The organism is Oceanobacillus sp. FSL K6-3682 (assembly GCF_037976165.1).
Lineage (GTDB): Bacteria > Bacillota > Bacilli > Bacillales > Amphibacillaceae > Oceanobacillus > Oceanobacillus sojae.
The window spans coordinates 1,526,880-1,553,477 of the sequence record NZ_CP150263.1; the positions used below are offsets into that span (position 1 = coordinate 1,526,880).

At 40.3% G+C, this 26,598-nt stretch carries 24 protein-coding genes; all 24 read left to right on the top strand.

Annotation, left to right across the window (positions count from 1 at the left end; translation table 11 throughout):
- Nucleotides 1-62: 62 nt before the first annotated feature.
- The 24 genes from purE (at nucleotide 63) to pcrA (ending at nucleotide 26,592) form a co-directional block, all read left to right on the top strand.
- A complete protein-coding gene (gene purE / locus MHH51_RS07795; protein WP_339285397.1) occupies nucleotides 63-554 on the top strand; it encodes a 5-(carboxyamino)imidazole ribonucleotide mutase in 492 nt (163 codons plus the stop codon).
- Nucleotides 541-1,674, top strand: coding sequence for a 5-(carboxyamino)imidazole ribonucleotide synthase (gene purK, locus MHH51_RS07800; RefSeq protein ID WP_339285399.1), 1,134 nt, complete (start codon nucleotides 541-543; stop codon nucleotides 1,672-1,674). The genes purE and purK overlap by 14 nt, the downstream gene beginning before the upstream one ends.
- On the top strand, nucleotides 1,671-2,966 hold the full coding sequence (gene purB / locus MHH51_RS07805) for an adenylosuccinate lyase (RefSeq protein ID WP_339285401.1): 1,296 nt from the start codon (nucleotides 1,671-1,673) through the stop codon (nucleotides 2,964-2,966). Before purK ends, purB begins: the two co-directional genes overlap by 4 nt.
- A gap of 12 nt (nucleotides 2,967-2,978) precedes the next feature.
- Nucleotides 2,979-3,692, top strand: coding sequence for a phosphoribosylaminoimidazolesuccinocarboxamide synthase (gene purC / locus MHH51_RS07810; protein ID WP_147209781.1), 714 nt, complete (start codon nucleotides 2,979-2,981; stop codon nucleotides 3,690-3,692).
- The gene (purS, locus tag MHH51_RS07815; protein ID WP_339285404.1) at nucleotides 3,689-3,934 is read left to right on the top strand and encodes a phosphoribosylformylglycinamidine synthase subunit PurS; all 246 of its coding nucleotides are present in this window, start codon (nucleotides 3,689-3,691) and stop codon (nucleotides 3,932-3,934) included. Before purC ends, purS begins: the two co-directional genes overlap by 4 nt.
- Nucleotides 3,935-3,936: 2 nt before the next feature.
- Nucleotides 3,937-4,623: a phosphoribosylformylglycinamidine synthase subunit PurQ gene (gene purQ / locus MHH51_RS07820; protein ID WP_156987284.1), complete on the top strand. Its 687-nt coding sequence runs from the start codon at nucleotides 3,937-3,939 to the stop codon at nucleotides 4,621-4,623.
- On the top strand, nucleotides 4,607-6,835 hold the full coding sequence (gene purL / locus MHH51_RS07825; protein ID WP_339285406.1) for a phosphoribosylformylglycinamidine synthase subunit PurL: 2,229 nt from the start codon (nucleotides 4,607-4,609) through the stop codon (nucleotides 6,833-6,835). The genes purQ and purL overlap by 17 nt, the downstream gene beginning before the upstream one ends.
- Nucleotides 6,811-8,217 carry an amidophosphoribosyltransferase gene (gene purF / locus MHH51_RS07830; protein WP_147209777.1) on the top strand — a complete coding sequence of 469 codons (1,407 nt, stop codon included), beginning with the start codon at nucleotides 6,811-6,813 and terminating at the stop codon, nucleotides 8,215-8,217. The genes purL and purF overlap by 25 nt, the downstream gene beginning before the upstream one ends.
- A gap of 30 nt (nucleotides 8,218-8,247) precedes the next feature.
- Nucleotides 8,248-9,267: a phosphoribosylformylglycinamidine cyclo-ligase gene (gene purM, locus MHH51_RS07835; RefSeq protein WP_339285408.1), complete on the top strand. Its 1,020-nt coding sequence runs from the start codon at nucleotides 8,248-8,250 to the stop codon at nucleotides 9,265-9,267.
- Entirely contained in the window at nucleotides 9,264-9,839 is a 576-nt protein-coding gene (purN, locus tag MHH51_RS07840; RefSeq protein ID WP_339285409.1) for a phosphoribosylglycinamide formyltransferase, read from the top strand. The genes purM and purN overlap by 4 nt, the downstream gene beginning before the upstream one ends.
- Nucleotides 9,839-11,371 (top strand): bifunctional phosphoribosylaminoimidazolecarboxamide formyltransferase/IMP cyclohydrolase, encoded by a 1,533-nt coding sequence (purH, locus tag MHH51_RS07845; protein WP_147209774.1) that lies wholly within the window; start codon nucleotides 9,839-9,841, stop codon nucleotides 11,369-11,371. The genes purN and purH overlap by 1 nt, the downstream gene beginning before the upstream one ends.
- 117 nt (nucleotides 11,372-11,488) lie before the next feature.
- The gene (purD, locus tag MHH51_RS07850) at nucleotides 11,489-12,733 is read left to right on the top strand and encodes a phosphoribosylamine--glycine ligase (protein WP_147209773.1); all 1,245 of its coding nucleotides are present in this window, start codon (nucleotides 11,489-11,491) and stop codon (nucleotides 12,731-12,733) included.
- A 330-nt stretch (nucleotides 12,734-13,063) separates the two neighbouring features.
- Nucleotides 13,064-14,164, top strand: coding sequence for a glycerol dehydrogenase (locus MHH51_RS07855; protein ID WP_339285410.1), 1,101 nt, complete (start codon nucleotides 13,064-13,066; stop codon nucleotides 14,162-14,164).
- 144 nt (nucleotides 14,165-14,308) lie between these two features.
- Nucleotides 14,309-15,007 (top strand): GntR family transcriptional regulator, encoded by a 699-nt coding sequence (locus MHH51_RS07860; RefSeq protein WP_339285411.1) that lies wholly within the window; start codon nucleotides 14,309-14,311, stop codon nucleotides 15,005-15,007.
- 1 nt (nucleotide 15,008) lies between these two features.
- Complete coding sequence (locus MHH51_RS07865; RefSeq protein ID WP_147209771.1) at nucleotides 15,009-16,211, top strand: CaiB/BaiF CoA-transferase family protein; 1,203 nt, start codon at nucleotides 15,009-15,011, stop codon at nucleotides 16,209-16,211.
- The gene (locus MHH51_RS07870; RefSeq protein WP_339285413.1) at nucleotides 16,211-17,122 is read left to right on the top strand and encodes a hydroxymethylglutaryl-CoA lyase; all 912 of its coding nucleotides are present in this window, start codon (nucleotides 16,211-16,213) and stop codon (nucleotides 17,120-17,122) included. The genes MHH51_RS07865 and MHH51_RS07870 overlap by 1 nt, the downstream gene beginning before the upstream one ends.
- Nucleotides 17,119-18,141, top strand: a complete 1,023-nt coding sequence (locus MHH51_RS07875; protein ID WP_339285415.1) for a DctP family TRAP transporter solute-binding subunit — start codon at nucleotides 17,119-17,121, stop codon at nucleotides 18,139-18,141. Before MHH51_RS07870 ends, MHH51_RS07875 begins: the two co-directional genes overlap by 4 nt.
- Before the next feature lie 31 nt (nucleotides 18,142-18,172).
- Nucleotides 18,173-18,670, top strand: a complete 498-nt coding sequence (locus MHH51_RS07880) for a TRAP transporter small permease (protein ID WP_147209768.1) — start codon at nucleotides 18,173-18,175, stop codon at nucleotides 18,668-18,670.
- On the top strand, nucleotides 18,667-19,941 hold the full coding sequence (locus tag MHH51_RS07885; RefSeq protein WP_339285418.1) for a TRAP transporter large permease: 1,275 nt from the start codon (nucleotides 18,667-18,669) through the stop codon (nucleotides 19,939-19,941). Before MHH51_RS07880 ends, MHH51_RS07885 begins: the two co-directional genes overlap by 4 nt.
- A 258-nt stretch (nucleotides 19,942-20,199) precedes the next feature.
- Entirely contained in the window at nucleotides 20,200-21,927 is a 1,728-nt protein-coding gene (locus MHH51_RS07890; protein WP_156987265.1) for an adenine deaminase C-terminal domain-containing protein, read from the top strand.
- A 141-nt stretch (nucleotides 21,928-22,068) separates the two neighbouring features.
- Nucleotides 22,069-22,368 carry a YerC/YecD family TrpR-related protein gene (locus MHH51_RS07895; RefSeq protein ID WP_147209765.1) on the top strand — a complete coding sequence of 100 codons (300 nt, stop codon included), beginning with the start codon at nucleotides 22,069-22,071 and terminating at the stop codon, nucleotides 22,366-22,368.
- 277 nt (nucleotides 22,369-22,645) lie between these two features.
- Nucleotides 22,646-23,440: a phosphotransferase gene (locus MHH51_RS07900; RefSeq protein ID WP_339285421.1), complete on the top strand. Its 795-nt coding sequence runs from the start codon at nucleotides 22,646-22,648 to the stop codon at nucleotides 23,438-23,440.
- Between the two features lie 200 nt (nucleotides 23,441-23,640).
- Entirely contained in the window at nucleotides 23,641-24,327 is a 687-nt protein-coding gene (locus MHH51_RS07905) for a heptaprenylglyceryl phosphate synthase (protein WP_156987261.1), read from the top strand.
- A gap of 21 nt (nucleotides 24,328-24,348) precedes the next feature.
- Entirely contained in the window at nucleotides 24,349-26,592 is a 2,244-nt protein-coding gene (gene pcrA, locus MHH51_RS07910; RefSeq protein WP_339285423.1) for a DNA helicase PcrA, read from the top strand.
- Nucleotides 26,593-26,598 lie beyond the last annotated feature (6 nt).

The window sequence follows — 26,598 nt, forward strand, 5'->3', positions numbered from 1 at the left end:
TTAACACAACCATCACCTTTTAAAATCCGTAAAAAACAACTAAAAAAAGAAAGAGGGATTCGATGGCTCAAGTTGGCGTCATTATGGGAAGTATCTCAGATTGGGAGACCATGCAGTATACCTGTAAAGAACTCGATACATTAAATATCAGCTATGAAAAAGAAGTCATTTCCGCTCATCGTACACCAGATGATATGTTTACCTACGCTCAGAGTGCGAGAGAAAAAGGACTAAAAGTCATTATTGCCGGAGCTGGCGGAGCAGCACATCTGCCCGGAATGGTTGCATCACAGACGACCTTGCCTGTTATTGGAGTTCCAGTAGAAAGCAAAGCACTCAAGGGAGTCGATTCACTCTTATCTATTGTTCAAATGCCAGGTGGTGTACCGACAGCAACAGTTGCCATTGGTAAAGCAGGCGCAAAGAATGCCGCTATTTTAGCAACGCAGATTATCAGTACATTTGATAAAGATGCAGAAAAGGCACTGGATGATTACCGTGCAGCAATGAAGGATGCTGTTCAGGAAATGAGGGATCAGCTTGCAACCTATTAAAATTATTTTACCTCCTCAGACAATTGGAATTATTGGCGGTGGTCAGCTTGGAAGAATGATGGCAATTGCAGCAAGATATATGGGATATCGCATCGTTGTTTTAGACCCGGCGCCAAATTGTCCGACAGCACAGGTAGCTGATGAGCAAATCACTGCAGATTATACGGATTTGACAGCTGTAAAAGAATTAATCGAAAAAGCGGATGTAATTACATATGAATTTGAAAATGTGGACTTGAAGGCCGCAGAGCTTATCCAGAACGCTGGAAAGCTTCCACAGGGCGCATTGGCATTAGAGGTTACACAGAACCGGGAAAAAGAAAAGCAGCTTGTTGACGACTTAGAGCTTCCTGTTCCTGCTTTTCGGATTGTGAAAACGGAAGAAGATTGCAGAGAAGCATTATCTATTATTCCGCTGCCGGCAGTGATTAAAACCTGTCGGGGAGGTTATGATGGGAAAGGTCAGCTAAAACTTGTGACAGAAGAAGATAAAAATGAAGCTTTAGCATTTTTCGAGGAGCATGGCTACTGTATAATAGAGCGATGGATTCCTTTTGATAAAGAAATCTCGGTTGTCTTTACAAGGTCGCAGCAGGGAGATATTTCTTTTTTTCCGATTGCAGAGAATGAACATCGTAAACATATCCTATATAAAACTACAGTGCCGGCAGATATTGACGCTGCACTTGAAGAAAAGGCCTATGCCATGACGGCGAAAATTGCTGAACGAATGGAGATTGTTGGTACTTTTGCAATTGAAATGTTTGTCGGTGAGGATACAATCTATATTAATGAAATGGCTCCAAGACCGCATAACTCCGGGCACTATACAATTGAAGGATGCAATGTTTCTCAATTCGCACAGCATATCCGGGCGATTTGCGGGCTGCCGTTCGTTCCTGTCAATTTGTATGAGCCGACCGCGATGGTTAATATTTTAGGAGAATCTCTTTCGAAAGCTATACAGTTTACCACTGCACATAACTTTGGTTTTCTTCATCTTTATGGAAAGGAAGAACCGAAAGAAAAACGTAAAATGGGACATATTACATTTACAGCGGAAACACCGGAAGCTTTACAGAAACAATTGGATATTTTTGAGGAGGCAATACAACAATGATCGAACGTTATACAAGAGAAGAAATGGGCAATATCTGGACAGAGGAAAATAAATTTAAAGCTTGGCTGGAAGTAGAGATTCTGGCTTGTGAAGCTTGGAGTGAGCTAGGTTTTATTCCAAAAGAAGATGTGAAAAAATTGCGTGAGAATGCTTCCTTTGATATTAACCGCATATATGAAATTGAACAGGAAACACGGCATGATGTGGTGGCATTTACCCGTGCTGTATCAGAAACTTTAGGAGAAGAAAGAAAATGGGTTCACTATGGATTGACTTCTACAGATGTTGTCGATACAGCTCTTTCTTATTTATTAAAGCAGGCTAATGAAATTTTAAGAGAAGGTCTGCATCGGTTTGTCGGGATTTTAGAAAGCAAGGCAAAGGAACATAAACATACCGTTATGATGGGACGTACACATGGTGTGCATGCAGAGCCGACAACATTTGGTCTGAAAATGGCTTTATGGTATGAGGAAATGAAGCGTAATCTGGAGCGTTTTGAGCTTGCTGCTAAAAATGTGGAATTTGGAAAGCTTTCTGGAGCAGTTGGAACCTATGCCAATATTGATCCATATGTAGAGCAATATGTCTGTGCAAAGCTGGGCACATCACCTGCTCCAGTTTCTACACAAACATTACAGCGTGATCGTCATGCAGCTTATTTATCTACATTAGCTTTGATTGCTACATCGATTGAAAAGTTTGCAACGGAAATCCGGGGACTGCAAAAGACAGAAACAAGAGAAGTAGAAGAACGTTTTGCAAAAGGACAAAAAGGATCCTCAGCTATGCCGCATAAGCGCAATCCAATTGGTTCAGAGAATATGACAGGAATGGCACGGGTTATCCGCGGCTATATGGTAACTGCTTATGAGAATGTAGCTTTATGGCATGAACGTGATATTTCGCATTCCTCTGCAGAGCGTGTTATTTTACCGGATGCGACTATTGCTCTTGATTATATGCTGCACCGTTTTGGAAATATTGTGGAGAACTTAACAGTATTCCCTGAAAATATGAAACGTAATATTGACCGCACTCACGGAGTTATTTTTTCTCAGCGCGTACTGCTATCTTTGATTGATAAAGGGATGGCCCGAGAAGATGCTTATGATATTGTTCAGCCAAAAGCAATGGAAGCGTGGGAAACAGCAACTTCCTTCAAAGAATTGGTAGAACAGGATGATCGGATTACAAGTAAATTAAGCCAGGCGGAAATTGATGATTGTTTTGACTATACCTATCACTTAAAAAATGTAGATCAGATCTTTACAAAAATTGGATTGGCATAGGAGGATTCCAATATGGAACTTGAGCTTTTATATGAAGGCAAGGCAAAAAAGGTTTATCAATCGGACACGAATGAAAATCACTTGATTCTCTCGTATAAAAATGCTGCAACGGCTTTTAACGGAGAGAAGAAAGCTCAATTTACAGGGAAGGGGAGACTCAATAATGAGATCTCTTCCCTCCTATTCAAGGCATTACAAAATAAAGGAATTCAGTCGCATTTTATCAAACGGCTGGATTCTGTTACTCAAATGGTTCAGAAAACAGATATTATTCCGTTAGAAGTGGTAATTCGGAATATTGCAACAGGAAGTATTACAAAGCGTTTGGATATCCAGGAAAAAACTCTTTTTGAACCTGCTTTAGCAGAATTATTTTACAAGGATGATAGTTTAGGAGACCCATTGATTAACGATGAACACGCCCTCTTTTTAACAGATATTACGGAAGAAGAACTAAGCAGTATCAAGGAAAAAGCAAGACAGGTAAACCTGGCATTAACAGAAATATTTGCGGCTATCGGTGTCCGGCTGGTGGATTTCAAATTGGAATTCGGCAGAAACAAGGAAGGCAAAATTCTGCTTTCTGATGAGGTGTCACCAGATACCTGCAGATTATGGGATATGGAAACGAACGAAAAGCTCGATAAAGATGTTTTTCGTCAAGGTACTGGAGATTTAATTACCGTATACGAAGAAATACTAAATCGTTTGGAGGATCAGTTATGAAAAAGGTGCAGGTATATATTACATTAAAACAAGGTGTTTTAGATCCACAGGGAAAGGCAATTCAAACTTCTCTTCACGCTTTAGACTATCCTGAGGTTGACGATGTCCGTGTCGGAAAATATATTGAACTCCAGATAGAAGAAGGTCCTGATTTAGAAACAAGAGTGACACAAATGTGTGAGCAATTATTGGCCAATCCGGTTATTGAAGATTACCGGATTGAGTTAGAGGAGGCACGTTAATTGTGAAGGTAGCTGTTATTGTTTTTCCAGGTTCCAATTGTGACAGGGATATGTATCATGCGGCAGGAGAGGTTGCAGGTGCCGAAGCCAGTCTGGTCTGGTATACCGATACGCATTTACTGGATGATGTAGATGGAATTCTTATCCCTGGCGGATTTTCTTATGGAGATTATCTGCGATCCGGTTCAATGGCCTCTACATCAGATATTATGAATAAAATTCGTGAGCATGCGGAAAAAGGCAAGCCTGTACTGGGCATTTGCAACGGATTTCAAATTTTGACGGAATCAGGGCTTTTACCTGGGGCGTTAATGCGCAATAAAAATCTTTCCTTTATGTGTCATCAGGAAGAATTGATTGTTGAGGATAACGAGAATGTTTTTACTACATTATACGATAAAAATGAAGTAGTCCGTTTTCCAATTGCGCATGGGGAAGGTAACTATTTCTGTGATGATGAAACATTAAATGAACTAAAAGCCAACAATCAAATCGTATTCACCTATAAAAATAATCCCAATGGTTCTGTGGCAGATATTGCCGGTATCCGTAATAGAGCCGGTAATGTGCTGGGTATGATGCCGCATCCGGAAAGGGCAGTGGAAGCATTATTAGGAAGTGAAGACGGCTTACGAATATTTCAATCTATGATTGCGAATTGGAGGAGCAGCAATGCAGTTAACGCATAGTATTAATCCAGTGAAAATTGAACAAGACCGATTGTATCAGGATATGGGTTTAAGTGATGAAGAGTTTGAAAAAATCAAAACGATCCTTGGCCGCCTCCCGAATTTTACGGAGACCGGAATCTTTTCGGTTATGTGGTCAGAGCATTGCAGCTACAAAACGTCTAAACCGCTCTTAAGAAAATTTCCGACAGAGGGCCCGAACGTTCTGCAGGGTCCGGGAGAGGGAGCAGGAGTAATCGATATAGGAGATGGACAGGCTGTTGTTTTCAAGGTAGAAAGCCATAATCATCCATCTGCTGTGGAGCCATATCAAGGAGCGGCAACCGGTGTCGGCGGAATTATCCGTGATGTATTTTCCATGGGTGCCCGTCCGATTGCATTAATGAATTCTTTACGTTTTGGACCTTTAACCACCAACCGTACCAAGTATCTTTTTTCAGAAGTTGTTGCCGGTATTGCCGGTTATGGAAATTGTGTCGGTGTTCCGACAGTTGGCGGAGAGGTGCAATTTGATGACAGCTATGAAGATAATCCGCTTGTCAATGCAATGTGTGTGGGACTGATTAATCATGGTGATGTGCAAAAAGGAATTGCTGCCGGTATTGGCAATACAATTTTGTATGCAGGACCACCAACAGGAAGAGATGGTATTCATGGAGCTACCTTTGCCTCGGATGATTTAGCTGAGGATTCCAATAAAGACCGTCCTGCTGTTCAGGTTGGTGACCCATTCATGGAAAAACTGATCATTGAAGCATGTTTGGAGGTAATTCATTCTGATGCGCTTGTAGGAATGCAGGATATGGGGGCTGCCGGTTTAACCTCATCTGCAAGTGAAATGGCAAGTAAAGCGGGTACTGGTCTTGAAATGAATTTAGATCTTGTACCGCAGCGTGAACAGAATATGACTGCCTATGAAATGATGCTGTCTGAATCACAGGAGCGGATGCTTCTTTGTGTAAAGACTGGCCGTGAGCAGGAAATCATTGATATTTTTGAAAAGTATGGTTTGCAGGCCGTTCCTGTTGGAAAGGTTATCGAGGAAAAAGTGTTCCGGATTAAACATCATGATGAGGTTGTAGCAGATATTCCTGTGGATTCGTTAGCGGATGATGCTCCAGTGTACCATATGCCGTCGAAGGAAGCTGAATACTATCAAGCTTTTCAACAGATGGAGGCCCATAGACCCAATGTAGATAATCATGGAGAAACTTTAAAACAATTACTGCAGCAGCCAACCATCGCCAGCAAAGAATGGGTATATGATCAATATGATTCCATGGTGCAGACTAATACTGTTGTTACACCAGGATCTGATGCAGCAGTTGTCCGTATTAAAGGAACAGATAAAGCATTAGCAATCACGACAGACTGTAATTCCCGCTATATTTATTTAGATCCGGAGGAAGGCGGAAAGATTGCTGTCGCAGAAGCTGCCCGTAATATTGTCTGCTCTGGAGCTAAACCATTGGGACTAACAGATGGATTGAATTTCGGTAATCCGACGAATCCGGAAATCTTCTGGCAAATGGAAAAAAGTGTTGAAGGTATGAGCGCTGCATGTGAAGCATTACAAACGCCGGTTATTAGTGGAAATGTTTCCTTATATAATCAATCTAAAGGAAAATCTATTTACCCGACGCCGGTTGTCGGCATGGTTGGATTGCACGAATCAACAGCACATATTACACCAAGTTTTTTCCAGGAAGCTGGGGATATCATTTATCTAATTGGTGAAACACGAAATGAATTTGGCGGCAGTGAATTGCAATTTATTCAGGAGGGGAAATATGAAGGAAAGGCTCCGTACCTGGATTTGAAAATAGAGACAGAACGTCAGAAAAAACTGCTTTCTTTGATTCAGAAAGGAAAGATCCAATCTGCACATGATCTTGCAGAGGGCGGCTTAGGAGTTGCTTTAGCGGAATCCTTATTCGCGGATGAAGTGGTTGGCGCAAAAGTTGAGCTTTCAGGCAATGCCACGGTGGAACTGTTCAGCGAAACACAGTCACGTTTTCTTGTTACCGTAAAGCCTGAGAACCAGGGTGCTTTTGAAGAAGTATTTGCAGATGCAGCAAAGCTGGGTGAGGTAACAGCAGATAATAAGCTAAGGGTAAAGACAAATAATGAAACAATTCTTCAGGAAGAAGCTGCTGAATTAAAAGCACTTTGGAAAGGAGCTATTCCATGCTTGCTGAAATCAAAGGCATAAACGAAGAATGTGGTGTGTTCGGCATTTGGGGGCATGAGAAAGCAGCAGAATTAACCTATTACGGATTACACTCGATGCAGCATCGCGGTCAGGAGGGGGCAGGGATTGTTGTCAGCAGGGATATGCAATTAAAAGCTCATAGACAGCTTGGCCTCGTTAATGATGTCTTTAAGCATGTGAATTTTGATGATTTTAGCGGAGAAATAGCCTTAGGACACGTCCGGTATGCAACCCAGGGTGGAAAAGGACTTGAAAATGTGCAGCCTCTTGTTTTTCAGTCTCTGACCGGCGGGATGGCTCTAGCACATAATGGAAACTTAATGAATGCAACGAAATTACGTGAAGAACTCGAAAGTGAGGGAAGTATTTTTCAAACTACTTCAGATACAGAGGTGCTGGCGCATTTGATTAAACGGAGCGGGGAAGTGACCGAAGCAACCATCTCAGAGGCTCTTAACCGTGTTAAAGGCGCTTATGCCTACCTTATTTTAGAGGATGATACATTATATGCCGCACTGGATCCTGCCGGAATAAGACCACTTTCGATTGGCAGATTGGGTGAAGCATATGTGGTTGCTTCTGAAACTTGCGCTTTTGACCAGATCGGTGCCACTTTTGAAAGAGAGGTCTTACCGGGAGAATTGATTAAAATTAATGAAGAAGGTCTGACTTCATTCCGGTTTGCTCCACGAGGAAAAAGACAGATGTGTGCGATGGAATATGTTTATCTTTCCCGGCCTGACAGTGATGTGAATTATGTCAATGTACATGCCTCCCGTAAACAGATGGGGAAAGAATTAGCCAAGGAAGCTCCAGTTGACGCAGATTTAGTGGTCGGTGTGCCGGATTCAAGTATTTCAGCTGCTATCGGCTATGCAGAAGAAAGCAAGCTTCCGTATGAAATGGGCATTATCAAAAATCGTTATGTAGGAAGAACATTTATCCAGCCGTCGCAAGAATTAAGAGAGCTGGGAGTAAAAATGAAGCTGTCACCTGTCCGCGGGATTGTAGAAGGAAAACGTGTCATTATGATTGATGATTCGATTGTCCGTGGAACCACGAGCCGGCGGATTGTGAAAATGCTGAAGGATGCAGGTGCGAGTGAAGTTCATGTGCGTATTGCTTCTCCGGCGATAACGGATCCGTGTTATTACGGGATTGATATGTCTACCAAGGAAGAGCTGATCGGAGCAAACAATACCGTTGAGGAAATTGGTGAAATTATTGGGGCGGACAGTATTGCCTACTTGTCAGAAGAGGGATTAGAGAATGCAATTGTCAAGGATAAAACAATCAATCAAGGCGTATGCATGGCTTGTATGACAGGTTTGTATCCTGTTGCCCCGGCTGATAAGAAGGAAATGGACACATCAAACTGCTAAGATCAAAAATCACTTTGGAGGGTAAAAAATATGTCAGATGTTTATAAAAAAGCTGGTGTAGATGTTGAAAAGGGCTACGAAGCAGTAGAAAGAATGAAAAAACATATAAAAAAAACACATCGGAAAGAGGTACTGGGCTCCTTAGGCTCCTTTGCCGGGGCATTTGATTTATCCTCCTTTTCTTATAAAGAGCCTGTTCTGCTTTCGGGAACAGACGGGGTCGGTACAAAATTAAAGCTTGCTTTTGAGCTGGATAAGCATGATACGGTAGGAATTGACTTAGTAGCGATGTGTGTCAATGATATTGTTGCACAGGGAGGCAATCCGCTTTTCTTTTTAGATTATATTGCCTGCGGGGAAAATGATCCTGCCCGAATTGAAGCGATAGTATCCGGTGTTGCGGCGGGCTGTCAGGAAGCAAATGCTGCATTGATCGGCGGGGAAACAGCTGAGATGCCGGGTATGTATGAGGCAGATGAATATGATTTAGCTGGTTTCGTTGTCGGTATTGTTGAGAAAGAAGAGATTATTACAGGAAAAACGATTACAGAAGGAGACACTCTGATTGGATTAGCCTCCAGCGGCATTCATTCCAATGGCTATTCTCTTGTCCGCAAGCTGATTGAAGGGCTCGATTTTGAAAAGACACCAAATGGGCTATCAAGGCCTTTAGGTGAGGTTCTGATGGAACCTACGAAGATTTATACCAAAGCGATTAAAGCTATCAAAGAAAAAGTACATATAAAAGGTATTGCGCATATTACAGGCGGCGGTTTTGATGAAAACATACCCCGCATGCTTCCGGAAGGCCTTGGAGCAACAGTGCAGCAGGAGGCATGGAGCGTTCCTGAAATCTTTCCTTTTCTGCAACAGCTGGGGAAAATTGATGCACGTGAAATGTATCGTGTTTTTAATATGGGAATTGGCATGGTGGTTGCTATTTCTAAAGAAGATGAGCAAGCCGTTTGTGATGTATTGAAGGAAAACAATATCGAGGCTGCTGTTATTGGACATGTCATTCCAGGTGAAGAGGTGCAAATTACTTCATGAAGCAAAGGCTGAGTGTATTTGCATCAGGAACAGGCAGTAACTTTGATGCCATGATGCAGGATGAAAAAATTGCAAGCTCTATAGTTTTGCTTGTTTGTGATAAACCGGGAGCTGCTGTCATAGCTAAGGCTGAAAAATCAGGTCTTGAGACACTTGTACTGACTCCAAAAAGCTTTTCCACCAAGCAGGAATATGAAAAAGTAATCTATGAAAAGCTTCAATCTCTGGGAGTAGAATGGATTTTCTTAGCCGGTTATATGCGACTTATCGGGGAAACATTACTTTCGCATTATGAGGGCAGGATTGTTAATATTCACCCGTCTGTTTTGCCGGATTTCCCCGGCAAGGATGCAATTGGGAAAGCTTATCGGGCCGGGGTTTCGAAAACTGGAGTCACAGTTCACTATGTAGATGAAGGAATGGATACAGGTCCAATCATTGCACAGGAAGAAATAGAAATGATTCCGGGTGAGACGGAAGAACAGTTGAAAACTAGAATTCAGGCGGTAGAGCACCGCTTATATCCAAATGTGATAAAACAACTTACGCAGAATGTAACGGAGGAATTATAATGAAAAAACGTGCGCTTATTAGTGTATCTGATAAAACAGGTGTCGCAGAATTTGCAAAAGGATTAGAAGCAAAAGGATTTGAAATCTTATCAACTGGCGGAACGATCCGTTTGTTAAATGAATCTGGTGTACAGGCTATTCCTGTAGAGGAAGTGACAAATTTCCCGGAAATGCTTGATGGCAGAGTAAAGACATTACATCCAATGATTCATGGCGGGCTTTTAGGAAAACGTGACAATGAGAGTCATCGTACGCAAATGGAAGAGCACCATATTGCTCCGATTGATCTTGTTGCAGTCAATCTCTATCCATTTAAAGAAACCGTTCAAAAGGCGGGAGTAAGCCATGACGAGATAATTGAAAACATTGATATTGGCGGGCCTTCCATGCTACGTTCGGCAGCGAAAAATTTTGCGGATGTACTTGTTGTCGCAGACCCTTCTGATTATTCATCTGTATTAGCAGCTTTAGAAAAAGAAGAGGATACCTATGCTTTCCGTCAGCAATTGGCAGCTAAGGTGTTTCGTCATACAGCACATTATGATGCAATGATTGCTGCGTATTTCCAAACACAAACAGAAGAGGTATTCCCGGAAACATATACAGTAACATATGAAAAAGTGCAGGATCTGCGTTATGGAGAAAATCCGCATCAACGGGCAGCGTTTTACAAATCACCTATTCAGAACGCTGCAACCCTGGCGACTGCGTATCAATTGCATGGTAAGGAGCTTTCTTATAATAATATTCAAGATACGAATGCAGCATTAGAAATTCTGCGCGATTATAAAGAACCTGCTGCTGTTGCAGTGAAGCACATGAACCCGTGCGGTATCGGAATTGGCTCGACCTTGGCAGAAGCTTTTGGGCGTACATATGAAGCAGACCCTGTTTCTATTTTTGGAGGCATCGTTGCCTGCAATCGTCCGGTTGATATAAAAACAGCAGAACAGCTTTCTTCTATTTTCTTAGAAATAGTCGTTGCTCCTTCCTTTGATGAGGATTCGCTGGCTTTATTAACGAAAAAGAAAAATATCCGTCTATTAGAATTGGATGTTTCTAATCAGCAGGCAGATCAAAAACGGATGACAACTGTTGATGGTGGTGCTCTTATTCAGGATTTAGATGTAAAAGAGATAACAGCTGATGAATTAGAGGTTGTGACGGAAAAACAGCCGACAGAAGCAGAGATTGCTAATTTATTATTTGCCTGGAAAGCTGTAAAGCATGTGAAATCAAATGCTATTGTACTTGCTAAGGATGCACAGACTATTGGCGTGGGGGCCGGTCAGATGAACCGGATTGGTGCAGCGGAAATTGCAATCAAGCAGGCAGGAGATAAAGCAAAAGGAGCAGTGCTTGCATCGGATGCATTTTTCCCAATGCCTGATACCGTAGAAGCAGCTGCTAAAGCTGGTGTCACAGCGATTATCCAGCCGGGCGGCTCCAAACGTGATCAGGATTCCATTGATGTATGTAATCAATATGGTATCGCCATGGTCAACACATCTGTCCGTCATTTTAAACATTAATTATATATAGAAGCTCCTGTATTTCTTTTCTATGTATGCAGGGGCTTTTTAATCAATATCTGGTTATTTTATTAAAGAAATCAATTTGTTTGAGATGCTGGAAACGGAGGATAAGCTATGAAAATATTAGTAGTAGGCCGCGGTGGCAGAGAGCATAGTATTGTTAAAAAATTAAAGGAAAATCAACAGCTGGAGAAAATTTATGCTGCTCCAGGAAATGCAGGAATGGAAGAGGATGCAGAATGTATTCCGATAGATGAAATGAATATAGAAGAGCTGGTGTCTTTTGCCAAAGAAGCAGCAGTTGATTTAACGATTGTAGGACCGGAAAATCCATTAAATGCTGGTATCGCAAATCATTTTCATCAGGAAAATCTTGCTATTTTTGCTCCTTCAAAGGAAGCAGCCTGGCTGGAAGGAAGCAAAAGTTACGCAAAGGATTTTATGAAAAAATATGATATACCAACAGCTTCCTATGGTGTTTTTCAAGATGCAGAGGCAGCCAAAAAACACATTGCCGAGACCGGCGCCCCGATTGTTATTAAAGCAGACGGCCTGGCAGCGGGAAAAGGTGTTATCGTAGCGATGACAGAGGAAGAAGCTAATCAGGCGATTGATGATATGCTTGTTGATAAAGCATTTAATCAGGCCGGCTCTACAGTTGTTATTGAAGAGTATATGGAAGGTGCTGAATTCTCTTTAATGGCATTTGTACATGAGGATAAAGTATACCCAATGATGGCAGCAAGAGATCATAAAAGGGCGTTTGATAATGATGAAGGGCCAAATACAGGAGGCATGGGAGCTTTTGCGCCAATTCCCGATTTAACGGAGGAGGCTTATCAATTTTCTGTAGAACAAATTCTAAAGAAAACAGCAGAAGGTATGATGACAGAGGAGCGACCTTTCACAGGGATTCTTTATGCAGGGTTAATGCTTACGAAGAATGGTCCAAAAGTAATTGAGTTCAATACCCGTTTTGGGGATCCAGAAACCCAGGTGGTACTTCCATTATTGAAAAATGATCTGGTACAAGTCATGCAGGATGTATTGGAGAAAAAGAACCCGAATCTAGAATGGCATGCAGAAGCTTGTGTAGGTGTTGTCCTTGCATCAGAAGGGTACCCCGGTTCATATAGCAAGGGGAATCCTCTCCCGTATTTTGATGATAAAGAATATACTTATATTATTCATGCAGGAACAAAAAAAGTAGATGAAACGCTAGTATCTGACGGAGGAAGAGTCCTTCTGGTCGGCAGCCGGGCAGAAACATTATCACAGGCCATAGATAAAGTGTATCAGCAGCTGGATAAAACAGAATTAAACGGTAACTTTTTTTACCGGAGTGATATTGCTAAATAAAAAAATAAACATGCAATGGATAGAAACACATCCTTGCATGTTTATTTTTTGATATCGTGCTAAAAGGTTTCATTGTATAAGGTGTTTATAGTAGTTATATAAAGATTTGCAGTAAAACCATTAAAAAGGGGCATATTATGAAGGAGAGCGTATTTTGATTAACAGCTTTACTATGGCGGTAATATATGTTATTTTTAACTGCTATTTTTACCCGAAGTGGAAGAATCGGTTTTAGATTTAATACAACATATAAGCTGCAATTTACTCATGTTTAATAAATTATGAGCTGTGTAATATAATAATTACAAATTTAAGGAATGGAGAGATTATATGCCAAATATTATTTATACTTCACCGAGCAAGTATGTTCAAGGAAAAGGAGCTTTAAAAGAGCTTGGTAAATACGTTGATGCGGTTGGTAAGAAACCATTAATTATATCTGACGAGGTCGTATGGGAAATTACGAAAGAAACCGTTGAAAAAAGTCTAAAAGATGCGAATATCGATTTTCACTTTGTTTCATTTAATGGAGAAGCTTCCTTAAATGAAATCAGCCGTATAGCAGAGGAAGGTAAAAAAGCAGAGGCAGATTTTGTAATTGGAGTCGGTGGCGGAAAAACACTTGATACCGGCAAAGCAGTTGCTGATGAACTGAAGGTCAGTGTTGTTATTGTGCCTTCCACAGCATCAACTGACGCACCGACAAGCGCTCTATCTGTTATTTATAATGATGATGGTGTATTTGAGTCCTATAAATTTTACAATAAAAATCCAGAATTAGTACTTGTTGATACAAAAGTAGTCGCTGGCGCACCGCCTCGATTATTTGCATCAGGAATTGCAGATGCGATGGCGACATGGGTAGAAGCAAGGGCAACGATTAAGAGTAATGGAGAGGCAATGGCTGGAGGTAAAACTAGTATAGCCGCACGTGCTATTGCAGAAGTTTGTGAGAAAACTTTATTTGCCTATGCGCAACCAGCTTATAAAGCAGTAGAAAAAGGGCTGGTAACCAAACACGTGGAGGCTGTGGTGGAAGCAAATACCCTATTATCAGGACTTGGTTTTGAAAGCGGCGGATTGGCGGCGGCACATGCAATTCATAATGGCTTTACAGTACTCGATGGGGATATTCATCATTTGACCCACGGGGAAAAGGTTGCGTATGGTACTTTGACACAGCTCGCGCTTGAACTGCATTCGGAAGATGAAATTCAAAAATATATAGCATTCTATCGTTCATTAGGCTTGCCAACTACATTGAAGGAAATGCATTTAGATGAAGTATCCTATGAAGATTTGCGAAAAGTTGGAGAAGCAGCAACACAAGAAGGGGAAACAATGAGCAATCTTTCTAAGGAAATTACTGCGGATGACATTGCAGAAGCGATTTTAGCAGTTGATCAATTAAGTAAAAGTAGCCTTCTTTAAAGAGAATAGATTGGATAAATAGAGCCGTGTATCCTGTGCAGGTACACGGCTCTATTTGCTGTTTATATAAAGGGAACGAGTATTTTGATTTTATTAAATTTACCTTCAAAAAATAGTTTGACTTTTTAATTTTATTGTAATAGTATGAACAATACAAATGTATACTGTATACAAGAGGTGATCGTCATTGTAAATATTGTGAAAAAAACATTAAAGAGTCAGGTATATGATTACTTAAGAGAGCAAATTATTGTCGGAAAATTCAAACCCGGAGAAAGGCTGATTGAAGAAAAGATTGGAGAAGAACTGAATGTGAGCAGAAGCCCCATCCGTGAATCGATAAGGATGCTGGAGAAGGAAGGGTTTCTGAATTTATCAAAAACAGGCGGTGTTACAGTAGTTGAGCCATCGCTTACAGATTATCAATATCTATATGAGTGCAGGATAGAAATGGAATCTCTTGCTGCTTATTATGCTGCTATGAGGCGGACAGATGAACAACTGCTGATGATGAAGAAGGAAGTAGAGAATACAGTTCTTCATCAAGAAACACAGGATGAAAAACGGGTTACTGTAGCTTTTCATGACATCATTATTGAAGCCAGTGCGAACCCGTTTCTTATATCCATGCTTCGAATGTTGAGAGGTGTTAACAGTTTTTACAGGGAAGTTATTGTTGATAAAGATCCAAAATACAAGGAGATAGCATTTGTAGATCATGAACAAATATGGGAGGCAATTGCCGAACAGGATGCAGACGGTGCAAAAGAATTAATGAAACAGCATATTGAAAGAGATTTTACACACTTTATGAATTTAAACAGAAAAGAGCTGGAGGGATAAGATGCGTACGAAAAAGCCTCTTGAAGGAGTAAGGATATTAGAATTAGGAAATATTGTAGCAGCTCCCTTTGCTGGAAAACTTTTCTCCGAATTTGGAGCAGAGGTTATTAAAGTAGAAGAGCCTACAAATGGAGATCCACTTAGAAACTGGAGAGTGATGTATAAGGATACATCCGTCTGGTGGCATGTCCAATCACGTAATAAAAAATCAATTACAGTCAACCTTCGTGAGGCAGAAGGGCAGGAAATCATTAAAAAACTGACGAAAAAAGCAGACGTTGTTCTGGAGAATTTTAAACCGGGGACTTTGGAAAGATGGGGTTTGGGTTATGAGGCTTTAAAGGAAGTTAATCCATCGGTGATATTAACGAGAATTTCCGGTTACGGGCAGACTGGTCCTTATCGGGAAAAGGCCGGATTTGGCAGTGTTGCAGAAGCTGTTGGAGGTTTAAGATATTTGACAGGATATCCTGATCTGCCACCAGTTCGAGTCGGGATTGCTATTGGAGACATGGTAGCCGGATTGTATGCAGTTATTGGTACGCTAATGGCACTGCGGGTACGGGATCATGATGAAGAAAAAAGAGGGCAGGAAGTGGATGTCGCTCTCTATGAATCTGTATTTAGTTTATTGGAAGGGATGCTTCCGGAATTTGATTTAACAGGAGAAATTCGTGAGAGAACAGGAAGTACATTGCCTGGCGTTGCACCATCTAATTCATACTTATGTGCGGATGGTTCTTATGTCATTATAGGTGGAAATGGAGACCGGATATTCCAGCGTCTGATGACTGCAATAGGGAAAGAGGATATGGCCATTGATCCAAAATATGCGACAAATCAGGATAGAGTAAATAATGTGGAATATATTGACAAAATAATTGAATCCTGGACAAAACAATATCCGATTGAAGAAGTACAGCGAATCTTAGATGAAGCCTCTGTACCGGTCAGTCCAATTTATAGTATTAAAGATATTATTAATGATGCACATTACAGTGCCCGGGATATGATACAGGAAATTGAGCTGGAGGATGGCAAGAAGGTAAAGACTCCTGGCATTGTTCCAAAGCTCTCAGAAACACCAGGGAAAATAGAGACAAATGGTCCGGCACTTGGTGAGCATAATGAGGAAATCTATAAGGAATTTTTGGACTTCTCCTATGAAGATTTTAAACGGCTAAAGCAGGGAGGAATTATCTGATGTCACAAGTAACCATTATTGATGTAAGTCCCCGCGATGGATTACAGACAGAAACAGAATTAGTTTCTACAGAAGATAAAGTAAAGCTCATTCATAAATTAACAGAAGCAGGGTTAGGAAAAGTTGAGGTTTCTTCTTTTGTTCATCCAAAAAGAGTTCCACAGATGGCGGATGCAGAAGAAGTATTGAAACAGGTTAGCCAAAATGAAAAATTACAGGCTATTGTATTAATCCCAAATCAAAAAGGGTTTATGAGGGCAAGCCATTTTCAGGGACTGGAACTAAACTGGGCAGCATCGGCAACAGAAACATTCAGCGATAAAAATTTAGGAATGACTATGGATAGAAATTTCGAAATATTCAATGATGTGATTAAAGAAGCGAAATCTAAAGGAATAAAGATTTGCTTCTCGATTGCTGTCAGCTTTGGATGTCCTTATGAAGGAAAAGTAAAAGAAGAAAAAGTTCTAAAGCTGGTAGAAAAAGCTGTACAAGCAGGAGCGGACAGAATTGGAATTGCTGATACGATTGGAATTGCAACGCCGGTTGAGGTAGATAGTCTGTTTAGAAAAGTATTGGATATGGCGGGCGAAACAGAGGTTTCTTTCCATATCCATGATACAAGAGGCTTGGGAATCGCGAATGCATATTCTGCTTATTTGGCAGGTGTACGTATTTTTGAAACAGCAGTCAGCGGTATTGGAGGATGCCCATTTGCTCCAGGATCGGCAGGGAATTTAGCAACGGAAGATTTGGTTTATTTGTTTGAACGTATGGGGATTGATACAGGGATTAATGTAACTAAATTGTTTGAAGCTGCAGATTTTGCAGCAAGTCTTACTTCGAAGATGCCGTTGGGAAGAATACGCCATCTTGATAGAGAGCGTACGGTGAAGGAGATGATTAAATGAAAAAACTATTACGGATTACTTTCTTGCTATTCATGGCAGGAATCATTTTGACAGCCTGCAGCAATGATAAGCAGGAAACAGAGGCAAGCGGAAAGGAATATGAACCAGCTACGATCCGATTAGCTTATAACCTGCCTGCTGATCACCATATTTCACAGGGTGTTGAAGAATTTGTTAAGAAAATAGAAGAGAAGTCAGATGGGCAGATTGATATGCAGGTTTTTGCGAATGGACAGCTGCTGACAGATAAAGATATGAACCAGTCGCTTTTAACAGGCGGTGTAGAAATGGGAATGAATTCATCCACAATTTGGGCTTCTACTGTACCGGCTATGGGAATATTTGATGTTCCTTATGCATTTGAGACGTACGAAGAAGCTGGGGAAGCATTGAACGGCGAATTGGGAAATGTACTTCGCTCAGAGATGGAAGATGTCGGCGTGAAGGTGCTTATGTTTGCGGATTATGGTTTTGGACAATTTGCGAACAATAAACATCCATTAGAATCACCGGAAGATTTTAAAGGACTGAAAATTCGCAGTGTCGGAGCACTCCCTTCTGAATTTATCCAAGCTTATGGTGCATCGCCTGTATTTATGGGCGGGGGAGAAGTTTATATGGGACTGCAGAGGAAAACAGTTGATGGCGCGACATCTGGAACTACTGCAATGGTGCAGCGTAATTACGATGAAGTAACCGATTATTTAACGGTAAATAATTATGTTTATTTCGAGTTTATTCTTGGAGTAAATAAAGATTTTTGGGATGAATTACCAGAAAAAACACAAAACTTAATCGAGGAAACGGCCAATGAAACAGAAGAATGGATTCGTCACCAGACAAAGCTGGAGGATGAGAGAACCTTACAGGAACTAAAGGATAGAGGGATGGAGGTATATGAAGTACCAGAAGAAGATATTCCTTTATGGAAAGAAGCTTCCATGCCGGTCTGGGAGAGTTTTAAGAATGAGGCTGGAGATGTAGGCGAAGAATTATTAGACATGGTAGATGGCGAATAAAGCTGCTCATCATATAGAAAGGAGTTATATCATGAATAAACTATATCATTTTTCTGATTTACTGATTAAATGGGCTGCTTATTTGTCCGGTATCTTAATATTTATCACGACAATTATGACATTTTATGAAGTGGTAACCAGAGCACTTTTTGGTATGCCGACAATATGGGCCACAGAATTATCCACTTATGCGATTATTGGGAGCTGCTTTTTGGGGACGGCCTATGCAGTCAGAACGTATGCTCATATTACGGTAGATTTAATCGTTAACCGTGTGAACGAGAAAGCACGCGTCGCATTGGCATATGTGTCTAATGCGCTCGGCTTGCTGTTTAGTATTATTCTGGCCTGGTATGGATTTCACCATGTTTTAAAAACATTCGAATTAGGAGTGACTTCTACCTCCTTATTGCGGATACCGATGTATCTGCCGGAAATGTTCATTCCAATAGGCGGCGTTTTACTTATTATCGCATTTATATTACAGCTGATAGATGGCGGTGTACATAAAGGGGGAGATCATCTATGAATTTATTTTTTACAGGAGGTTTAGCGGCACTATTGCTTATTGGTCTCCCCGTAGCTTTTTCTTTAGGGCTGCTGGCTGTGCTGGGGATGTATTTTTTCAATGGCGGAAGCTTTGCCTTTGCGCAAATTCCAATTATTGCCTATAAATCATTGGATGACTTTACTCTAACGGCATTGCCAATGTATGTACTGATGAGTCAAATACTAGTTGTCAGCGGCGTCGGCAGAGATTTATATGAGATGGCAAGCAGATGGTTCAGACATTTTCCTGGAGGCTTAGCTATAGCGACAGTTTTTTGTTGTACGATTTTCTCTGCAATTTCTGGATCCAGTGTTGCTACAGCTGTAACAGTCGGTGCAGTTGCACTTCCAGAAATGGTGCGCCGCGGATACAGAAAGCGGTATGTGCTCGGTTTGCTGGCTGCTGGAGGTACGTTAGGAATTCTTATTCCGCCGAGCGTACCGATGATCCTATACGGATCACTTACTGGTGTATCCGTCGGGAAATTATTCATTGCCGGAATTATACCGGGAATCATACTAACCCTGGCTTTTATGGTCTTTTCATCGATTCAAATGCGGCATATTAAAGAAAAACCTGCTACATGGGCAGAAAGATGGGAAGCTTCCAGAAAAGCAATTTGGGGACTATTACTGCCGATTGTGATTATCGGAGGAATCTATTCAGGGATATTTACACCGACAGAAGCTGCTGCCGTGGGTGTAGTTCTTGCCTTCTTAATTGCTTTACTGGTATATCGAAATCTGACAGCCGATAATTTAAAGCAGATTATCTTATCTACTGTTAAGACAAATGCAATGATTCTATTTATTATCATTGGAGCTATGTTACTTGGATTTATTCTGACTATTTTACAGATTCCGCAAGCAATCACGGAAGCAGCTATATCGTTGGATGTATCGCCATGGGTTATATTTATTCTGATTAACATCGTATTACTTATACTAGGAATGTTTTTGGAGACAATTTCTATATTGGTTATTACAGTACCAATATTGTATCCTATTATAACTGCTCTTGGGTTTGATCCAATATGGTTTGCGATTATCATGGTAATCAATATGGAATTGGCATTAATTTCACCACCGGTAGGATTAAATCTCTTTGTTTTAAAAGGATTGGATAAGAAGAATACAATCATTGAAATTGTTAAAGGGGTCATCCCATATGCTGTGATTATGATTCTATTTATTGTGCTGTTATGCTTCTTCCCGCAAATAGTAACCTATTTAGTGGAGAATGTGCAATGATAGAAAAAATAGGATCTTTATAATGGATGAAGATAGCCGGAGCTCTATAAATATGTAGAGCTCCGGCTATCTTTTTGTTTTATATATAAATAAAGTATAAGAAGAAGCTTTAGCAGACATCTCTTTGCAGGAATACTAAAGCTTTAAAGACTAAGAAATTTTCTTATAGAAGGAATTATTGAAAAAATCAACTTTACTATATTAAAGTACTGCAATGTGATAAAATAAAGAAAATGACAAATAGTGGAGAGTTGCTTAATGACATTATGGAGAAATCGAGAATTACGACAGCATATAAGAGTAATTGACGGTTCGGTTGCACCAAGTATTGTCTTAACCAATACAACCTATTTAAATGTATATACAAATCAATGGGTAGAGGCAAATATTTGGATTTATGAGGATCGAATTGTATATGTTGGTGAGAAATTACCGGAAGAAACCACAGAAACAGAGTATTATGATTGCCAGGGGAAATTTGTTGTCCCAGGGTATATTGAACCGCATTCACATCCTTTTCAAGCTGCAAATCCGGAAGTAACAGCAATGCATGCTGCAAAAACAGGAACAACAACATTTGTGAACGATAACTTGACGTGGTACTTACTGCTTAATAAAAAGAAAACGTTCTCCATCATAAATGCTTTCTCTAATTTACCTGTAAGTATGTTCTGGTGGAATCGGTTTGATGGTCAAACAACACTGAAGGATAATCGTATATTTAATACAAAGGATGTGTTGGATTGGGCAGAGCATCCATTGGTAATTCAAGGTGGAGAGCTCACCGACTGGCCAAGCCTGTTAACAGGAGGAGACCGTTTACTTTATTGGATTCAGGAGATGAAGAAGCTGGGGAAACCGATAGAAGGTCACTTGCCTGGAGCATCCTCCCGTACTTTAACCAAGATGAAGCTTTTAGGAATCACCAGTGACCATGAATCGATGTCTGCAGATGATGTTTTAAAAAGACTGGAGCTGGGCTATCGTGTCAGTCTTCGCTATTCACCAATTCGTCCAGATTTACCTGATATTATCGAAGGTCTGCTTGAGAAAGAATTAACGCAGTTTGATAATATAAGTTTTACGATGGATGGACCGACACCTGCCTTTATGAAGGATGGCATGATAAATGTTTGTATTGAGAAAGCAATTGAAAAAGGCCTGCCTGCAGAGACTGCTTATCGTATGGCGAGTTACCATCCGGCCAGACATTTTAATATGGAAGAAGAATTCGGCAGCATTGCACCGGGGCGCGTAGCTCATTTGAATATTTTATTGGATAAACAAAACCCGCATCCTGAAAGTGTTATCGGCAAAGGGGAATGGATAAAAAAGAATGGAAAAGGAATCTCTTTTCCACCGGTAATTGATTGGAAAAAATATGATATTACACCACTTGAACTTAACTGGGAGTTGACTGAAGAAGATTTGCAGTTTTCCAGCCCAATAGGGATGGATATGGTCAATGATGTAATTATCAAGCCTTATAGTATCGTTTCTGATGTTAGTGCGGAAGAAATTTCTTCTGAAAAACTGGAGCAGTTTATTACATTAATTGATAAAAATGGGGAGTGGCGTGTAAATACAATTATTCGTGGTTTTGCGCCAAAGCTTGGAGCATTAGTCAGCAGTTATTCTGCTACAGGAGATATTATTCTTATTGGCAATTCCAAAAAAGATTTAAGTGTAGCAACAAAACATATGAAAGAGTTAGGCGGAGGCATTGTACTGGTAGACCAGGGTGAAATTTTAGCAGAAATGCCGCTTCCTCTTGGTGGCGTTATGCCAGATAATAGGATGGAAGAATTAATTGAAATGAATGAGAAAATAAAGAAAGTACTGACAGAGCATGGATATGCTTATCAAGATCCAATTTACAGTTTATTATTTCTTTCAGCATTTCATTTACCTTTCTTTCGTATTACACAGCAGGGGTTACTCGATGTGAAAATGAGAGAAATTGTTATTCCGGCCACCATGCGATAAAATCATACGTTGTTCCAATAAAATAAAAGAGCTCTTTATTTTACAGTGGTAATCTTTGGTTATGTATAAATATTAACCTTATCATTCTTTCAGGGACAGTTCATGAGAAAGAATGGCAAGAGAAAACAAGGGGGGAAAGAAATGCAAATAGATAAATTACGAGGAGAGCAGCTTGATCAGTTGTTTGATGCCATATTGTCATTAGATACGCGCGAGGAGTGTTATCAATTTTTTGATGATATTGCAACGATGTCAGAGATACAATCCTTATCACAACGGTTACAGGTAGCGAAAATGCTCACAGAAGGAAAGACGTACAGTGCGATAGAGCAGGAAACAAAAGCTTCGACCGCAACTATTTCCCGGGTAAGACGCTGTATTAACTATGGAAGCGATGGTTATAATCTTGTTTTGGAAAGACTGGATGTAAAAGAGAATTAGTTTTAAATTAGATCAATAAAGCATAGAAAGAAAACCTGGACGAATGCTGGTAAGAGCACTTGTTCAGGTTTTTCTTTTTATATAGGCCTTTGTAAAAGGTAACTGTTGATATTTGAAAACTAATCACATTCTCTATATAATCAAAATGAGAACAAACGTTTCTAGGTTGTCGAGACGTGAAAAGTGTTTAGCAATCTATTGAAGCATATTGCTAATTTATCTGTCGTCCTGCTTTAAAGTATAATGGAAGAAAAAAGTTCATGGGGGAGGAGAACAATTGCCACCTATCCATATTGATGAAATTCCAATGGAAATAAAAGAATACTTAAATAAGATAGTCAGTATAAGTTTTCCACGCCAAGGCTATACATCTAATTTGGGAATAATTGAAAGTAACGAGGGAATTTTTGCGCTCAAAAGGACAAAGGGAGCATTATTTAATGCCATGTTAAAGAAGGAAGTTTCGATTCTAAATTGTTTAAACAAGGAGACAGAATTACCTGTTCCCAAAATGAAAATATTCGTAGAACATAATAATATCGAAGAATCTTGGGCGCTTATAGACTTTATTAAAGGAGAAACAGTAAGAACGGCCTTATTAAATCAGGACAACAATCAAAAACGGCAGGAAATTATATTTAATTTTGGCAGCATCTTGTCTGAAATCCACTCAACCCCATGTCCTGATGAGCTTATAAATGAACAACTATGGCTTGATAAAATGTTATACCAGGCCGAATATAACTTCAATAATTACGAGGTTGACGGCACGAAAGAGTTACTGGAAAGGTTGAAAGTAAAAAAACCAAAAAAGTATAAACAAACGCTGATTCATGGAGATTTTACGATTGATAATGTTATGGTTTCCAATGGATCAATTACCGGAGTTATTGATTGGAGCGGCGGAGCCTATGGTGATCCCCGGTATGACGTATCTTTAGCCATCCGCCCTAAACCAAATGTCTTTGTTAATGAAAGAGATCAGCAAATCTTTTTTGAAGGCTATGGAGGAACGATAATTGATAAGGATGATTACAATTATTTTGCCAATGGGCTATATGAATTTTTTTAACATTTCAATGGTAATGTTAAAAATTATGAAAGAGGTTCTATGTATTAGGGCTCCTTTTAAATCCAGGCAGATATTTATATGAAACAGCAGCTGGGCTTTATATAAAAGAACCATAAATCTTTACCTTATCCGTTCTAATAATTTGCCGATTTTTGTTATAATGAAGAAATGAATGTAACAATGGAGGATTAGTAACTAATATGAATATAAATGAATGGAAACATATGTTTAAATTGGATCCGGCAAAGGAAATATCTGATGAAGATTTAGATAAAGTATGTGAATCCGGGACTGATGCAATTATTGTCGGGGGTACAGATGATGTCACGTTAGATGGCGTTCTGGATTTATTGTCGAGAATACGCAGGGCTCACATGGTTCCGGTTGTTTTGGAAATATCTAATGAAGAGGCATTAACACCAGGGTTTGATTACTATTTTGTACCTTTGGTGCTGAATTCGAAAGAGAAAAAATATGTGATGGATATCCAACAGAAAGCCATCAAAGAATATATCGACATGATGGAGTATAGTGAGGTATACTTTGAAGGTTACTGCATTTTAAACCCGGAAGCAAAAGCCTTCCAGCATACGAATTGTGAGCTGCCGGAAACAGATGATGTAAAAGCATACGCTTATATGGCAGAGCATGTCTTTCATCTGCCTATTTTTTATGTGGAGTACAGTGGTATCTACGGTGATACAGAAGTTATCCGTGAGGTAAAAGCAGAGCTTGATAAGACAAAGCTTTTCTACGGAGGGGGTATCGAGACTCCGGAGCAGGCCAAAGAGATGAAGGAACATGCTGACGCAATTATTGTTGGAAACAGCATTTATACGAATTTAAAACAAGCGCTCAAGACAGTGGACGCTGTTAAAAGAGAATAAGCTCAGGAAGGAAGATGTAACATGGAGCAAACGCTTGAAGCGATGATAAATACATTAAACCCGGAGCAGCAGAAGGCTGTACGGCATACAGAAGGGCCACTCCTGATTATGGCAGGGGCAGGCAGCGGGAAGACACGTGTATTAACACACCGGATTGCTTATTTGATGGGAGAAAAGGAAGTAGCTCCACGAAATATTCTGGCGATCACCTTTACCAATAAGGCTGCGAGAGAAATGAAGGAACGTGTAGCAAAACTGGTCGGTCCTCAAGGCCAATACATGTGGGTTTCTACCTTTCACTCGATGTGTGTCCGGATTTTACGCCGGGATATTGACCGGATTGGATACTCTTCGAACTTTTCTATTTTGGATAGTGGAGACCAATTATCTGTTATAAAGCAAGTTCTTAAAAATTTAAATATTGATCCAAAGAAATTTGATCCCCGGGCGATGCTTGGACAAATCAGTGCAGCAAAAAATGAACTGATTACGGAAGAAGAGTTTGCGAAAAATGCTGGTAACTTCTATGACCGGCAGGTGTCACAGGTCTATGAAGGCTATCAAAAAATGCTGCGGAAAAATCAATCCTTAGATTTTGATGACTTGATAATGCAAACCATCCATTTATTTGATCGCGTGCCAGAAGTTTTAGAATATTATCAGAGACGTTTTCAATATATCCATGTAGATGAGTATCAGGATACAAACCATGCGCAATACTACCTGGTAAAGCAGCTTGCTGAAAAGTATCAAAATTTATGTGTTGTCGGTGACTCGGACCAGTCTATTTACCGTTGGCGCGGGGCAGATATTACAAATATCCTGTCCTTTGAAAAAGACTACCCTTCTGTAAAAACAGTGATGCTGGAGCAAAATTACCGTTCTACCAAGTCTATTTTACAGGCAGCAAACAAAGTAATTGGAAATAATTCCGGCCGTAAGCCGAAAAATCTTTGGACGGATAATGATGATGGAAAAAAGATATCCTATTATAAAGGAGCAACTGAGCAGGAGGAAGCACTGTATGTTGCAGATACCATTCAGCAATTAACCCGATCAGGAAAATATCAGCCAAGTGATATTGCGATTTTATATCGTACCAATGCACAATCCCGTGCAATAGAGGACACCTTTGTAAAATCAGCTATCAGCTATCAGATGATCGGCGGCACGAAGTTCTATGACCGTAAAGAAATTAAGGATATGATTGCTTATTTAAGATTAATTACTAATCCCGATGATGATATCAGCTTTCAGCGCGTGGTAAATGAACCGAAAAGAGGAATTGGAAAAACATCGATTGAACGTTTGCAGGCATATGCTGCAGAGCATGATATTTCCCTTTATGAAGCAGTAAAGGAAGTTGATTTCACAGGAGTTTCGAAAAAAGCTGCCAATGCCTTAGCTGGATTTCAGGACCTTATTCGTTCTCTCACACAGCAGCAGGAATTTTTAACTGCAACGGACATGGTAGAAGCTGTGCTGGAGCGGACAGGCTATGAGGAAATGCTGAATAATGAACGTTCTATTGAGGCACAATCGAGATTAGAGAACTTAGAAGAGTTTAAAACCGTTACACAGGAATTTGAAAAAGCAAATGAAGATAAAACACTCATTGCCTTTTTAACTGATTTGGCATTGATTGCGGATATTGATCGTGTCGATGAAGAAGACCCTGATCACTCTCAAAAAATTACCATGATGACACTGCATGCAGCAAAAGGATTAGAATTTCCTGTTGTTTTCTTAATTGGGATGGAAGAGAACGTATTTCCGCATAGCCGTTCTATGTTTGATGAGGAAGAGATGGAGGAAGAGCGCCGTCTTGCTTATGTCGGCATTACAAGAGCGGAGCAGGAGCTCTACCTGACTCATGCGCAAATGCGTACGCTATATGGGCGCACTAACATGAACCCGATCAGCCGTTTTATTGATGAAATCCCTGAGGAATTACTGGAAGGAAGAGAAGCGGCTCAAAAATCTCCATTTGGCGGAGGCGGCAGTTTGCAAAACAGATTTGGTATGAAGCAGAAGCAGGAAGCTCCTCCCAAAAGACGTGCCGAGAAAATCCAAGGCCCTAAATCCAGCGGTGCAGAATCAAAAGGCTGGTCGGTCGGTGATAAAGCAGCGCATAAGAAATGGGGAGTCGGAACTGTTGTAAGAGTCCAGGGTGAAGGGGATAAGCTGGAACTGGATGTAGCATTTCCAGCTCCAGTCGGAATCAAACGTCTTCTTGCAAAATTTGCCCCAATAACAAAGGAGTAAAGCAGA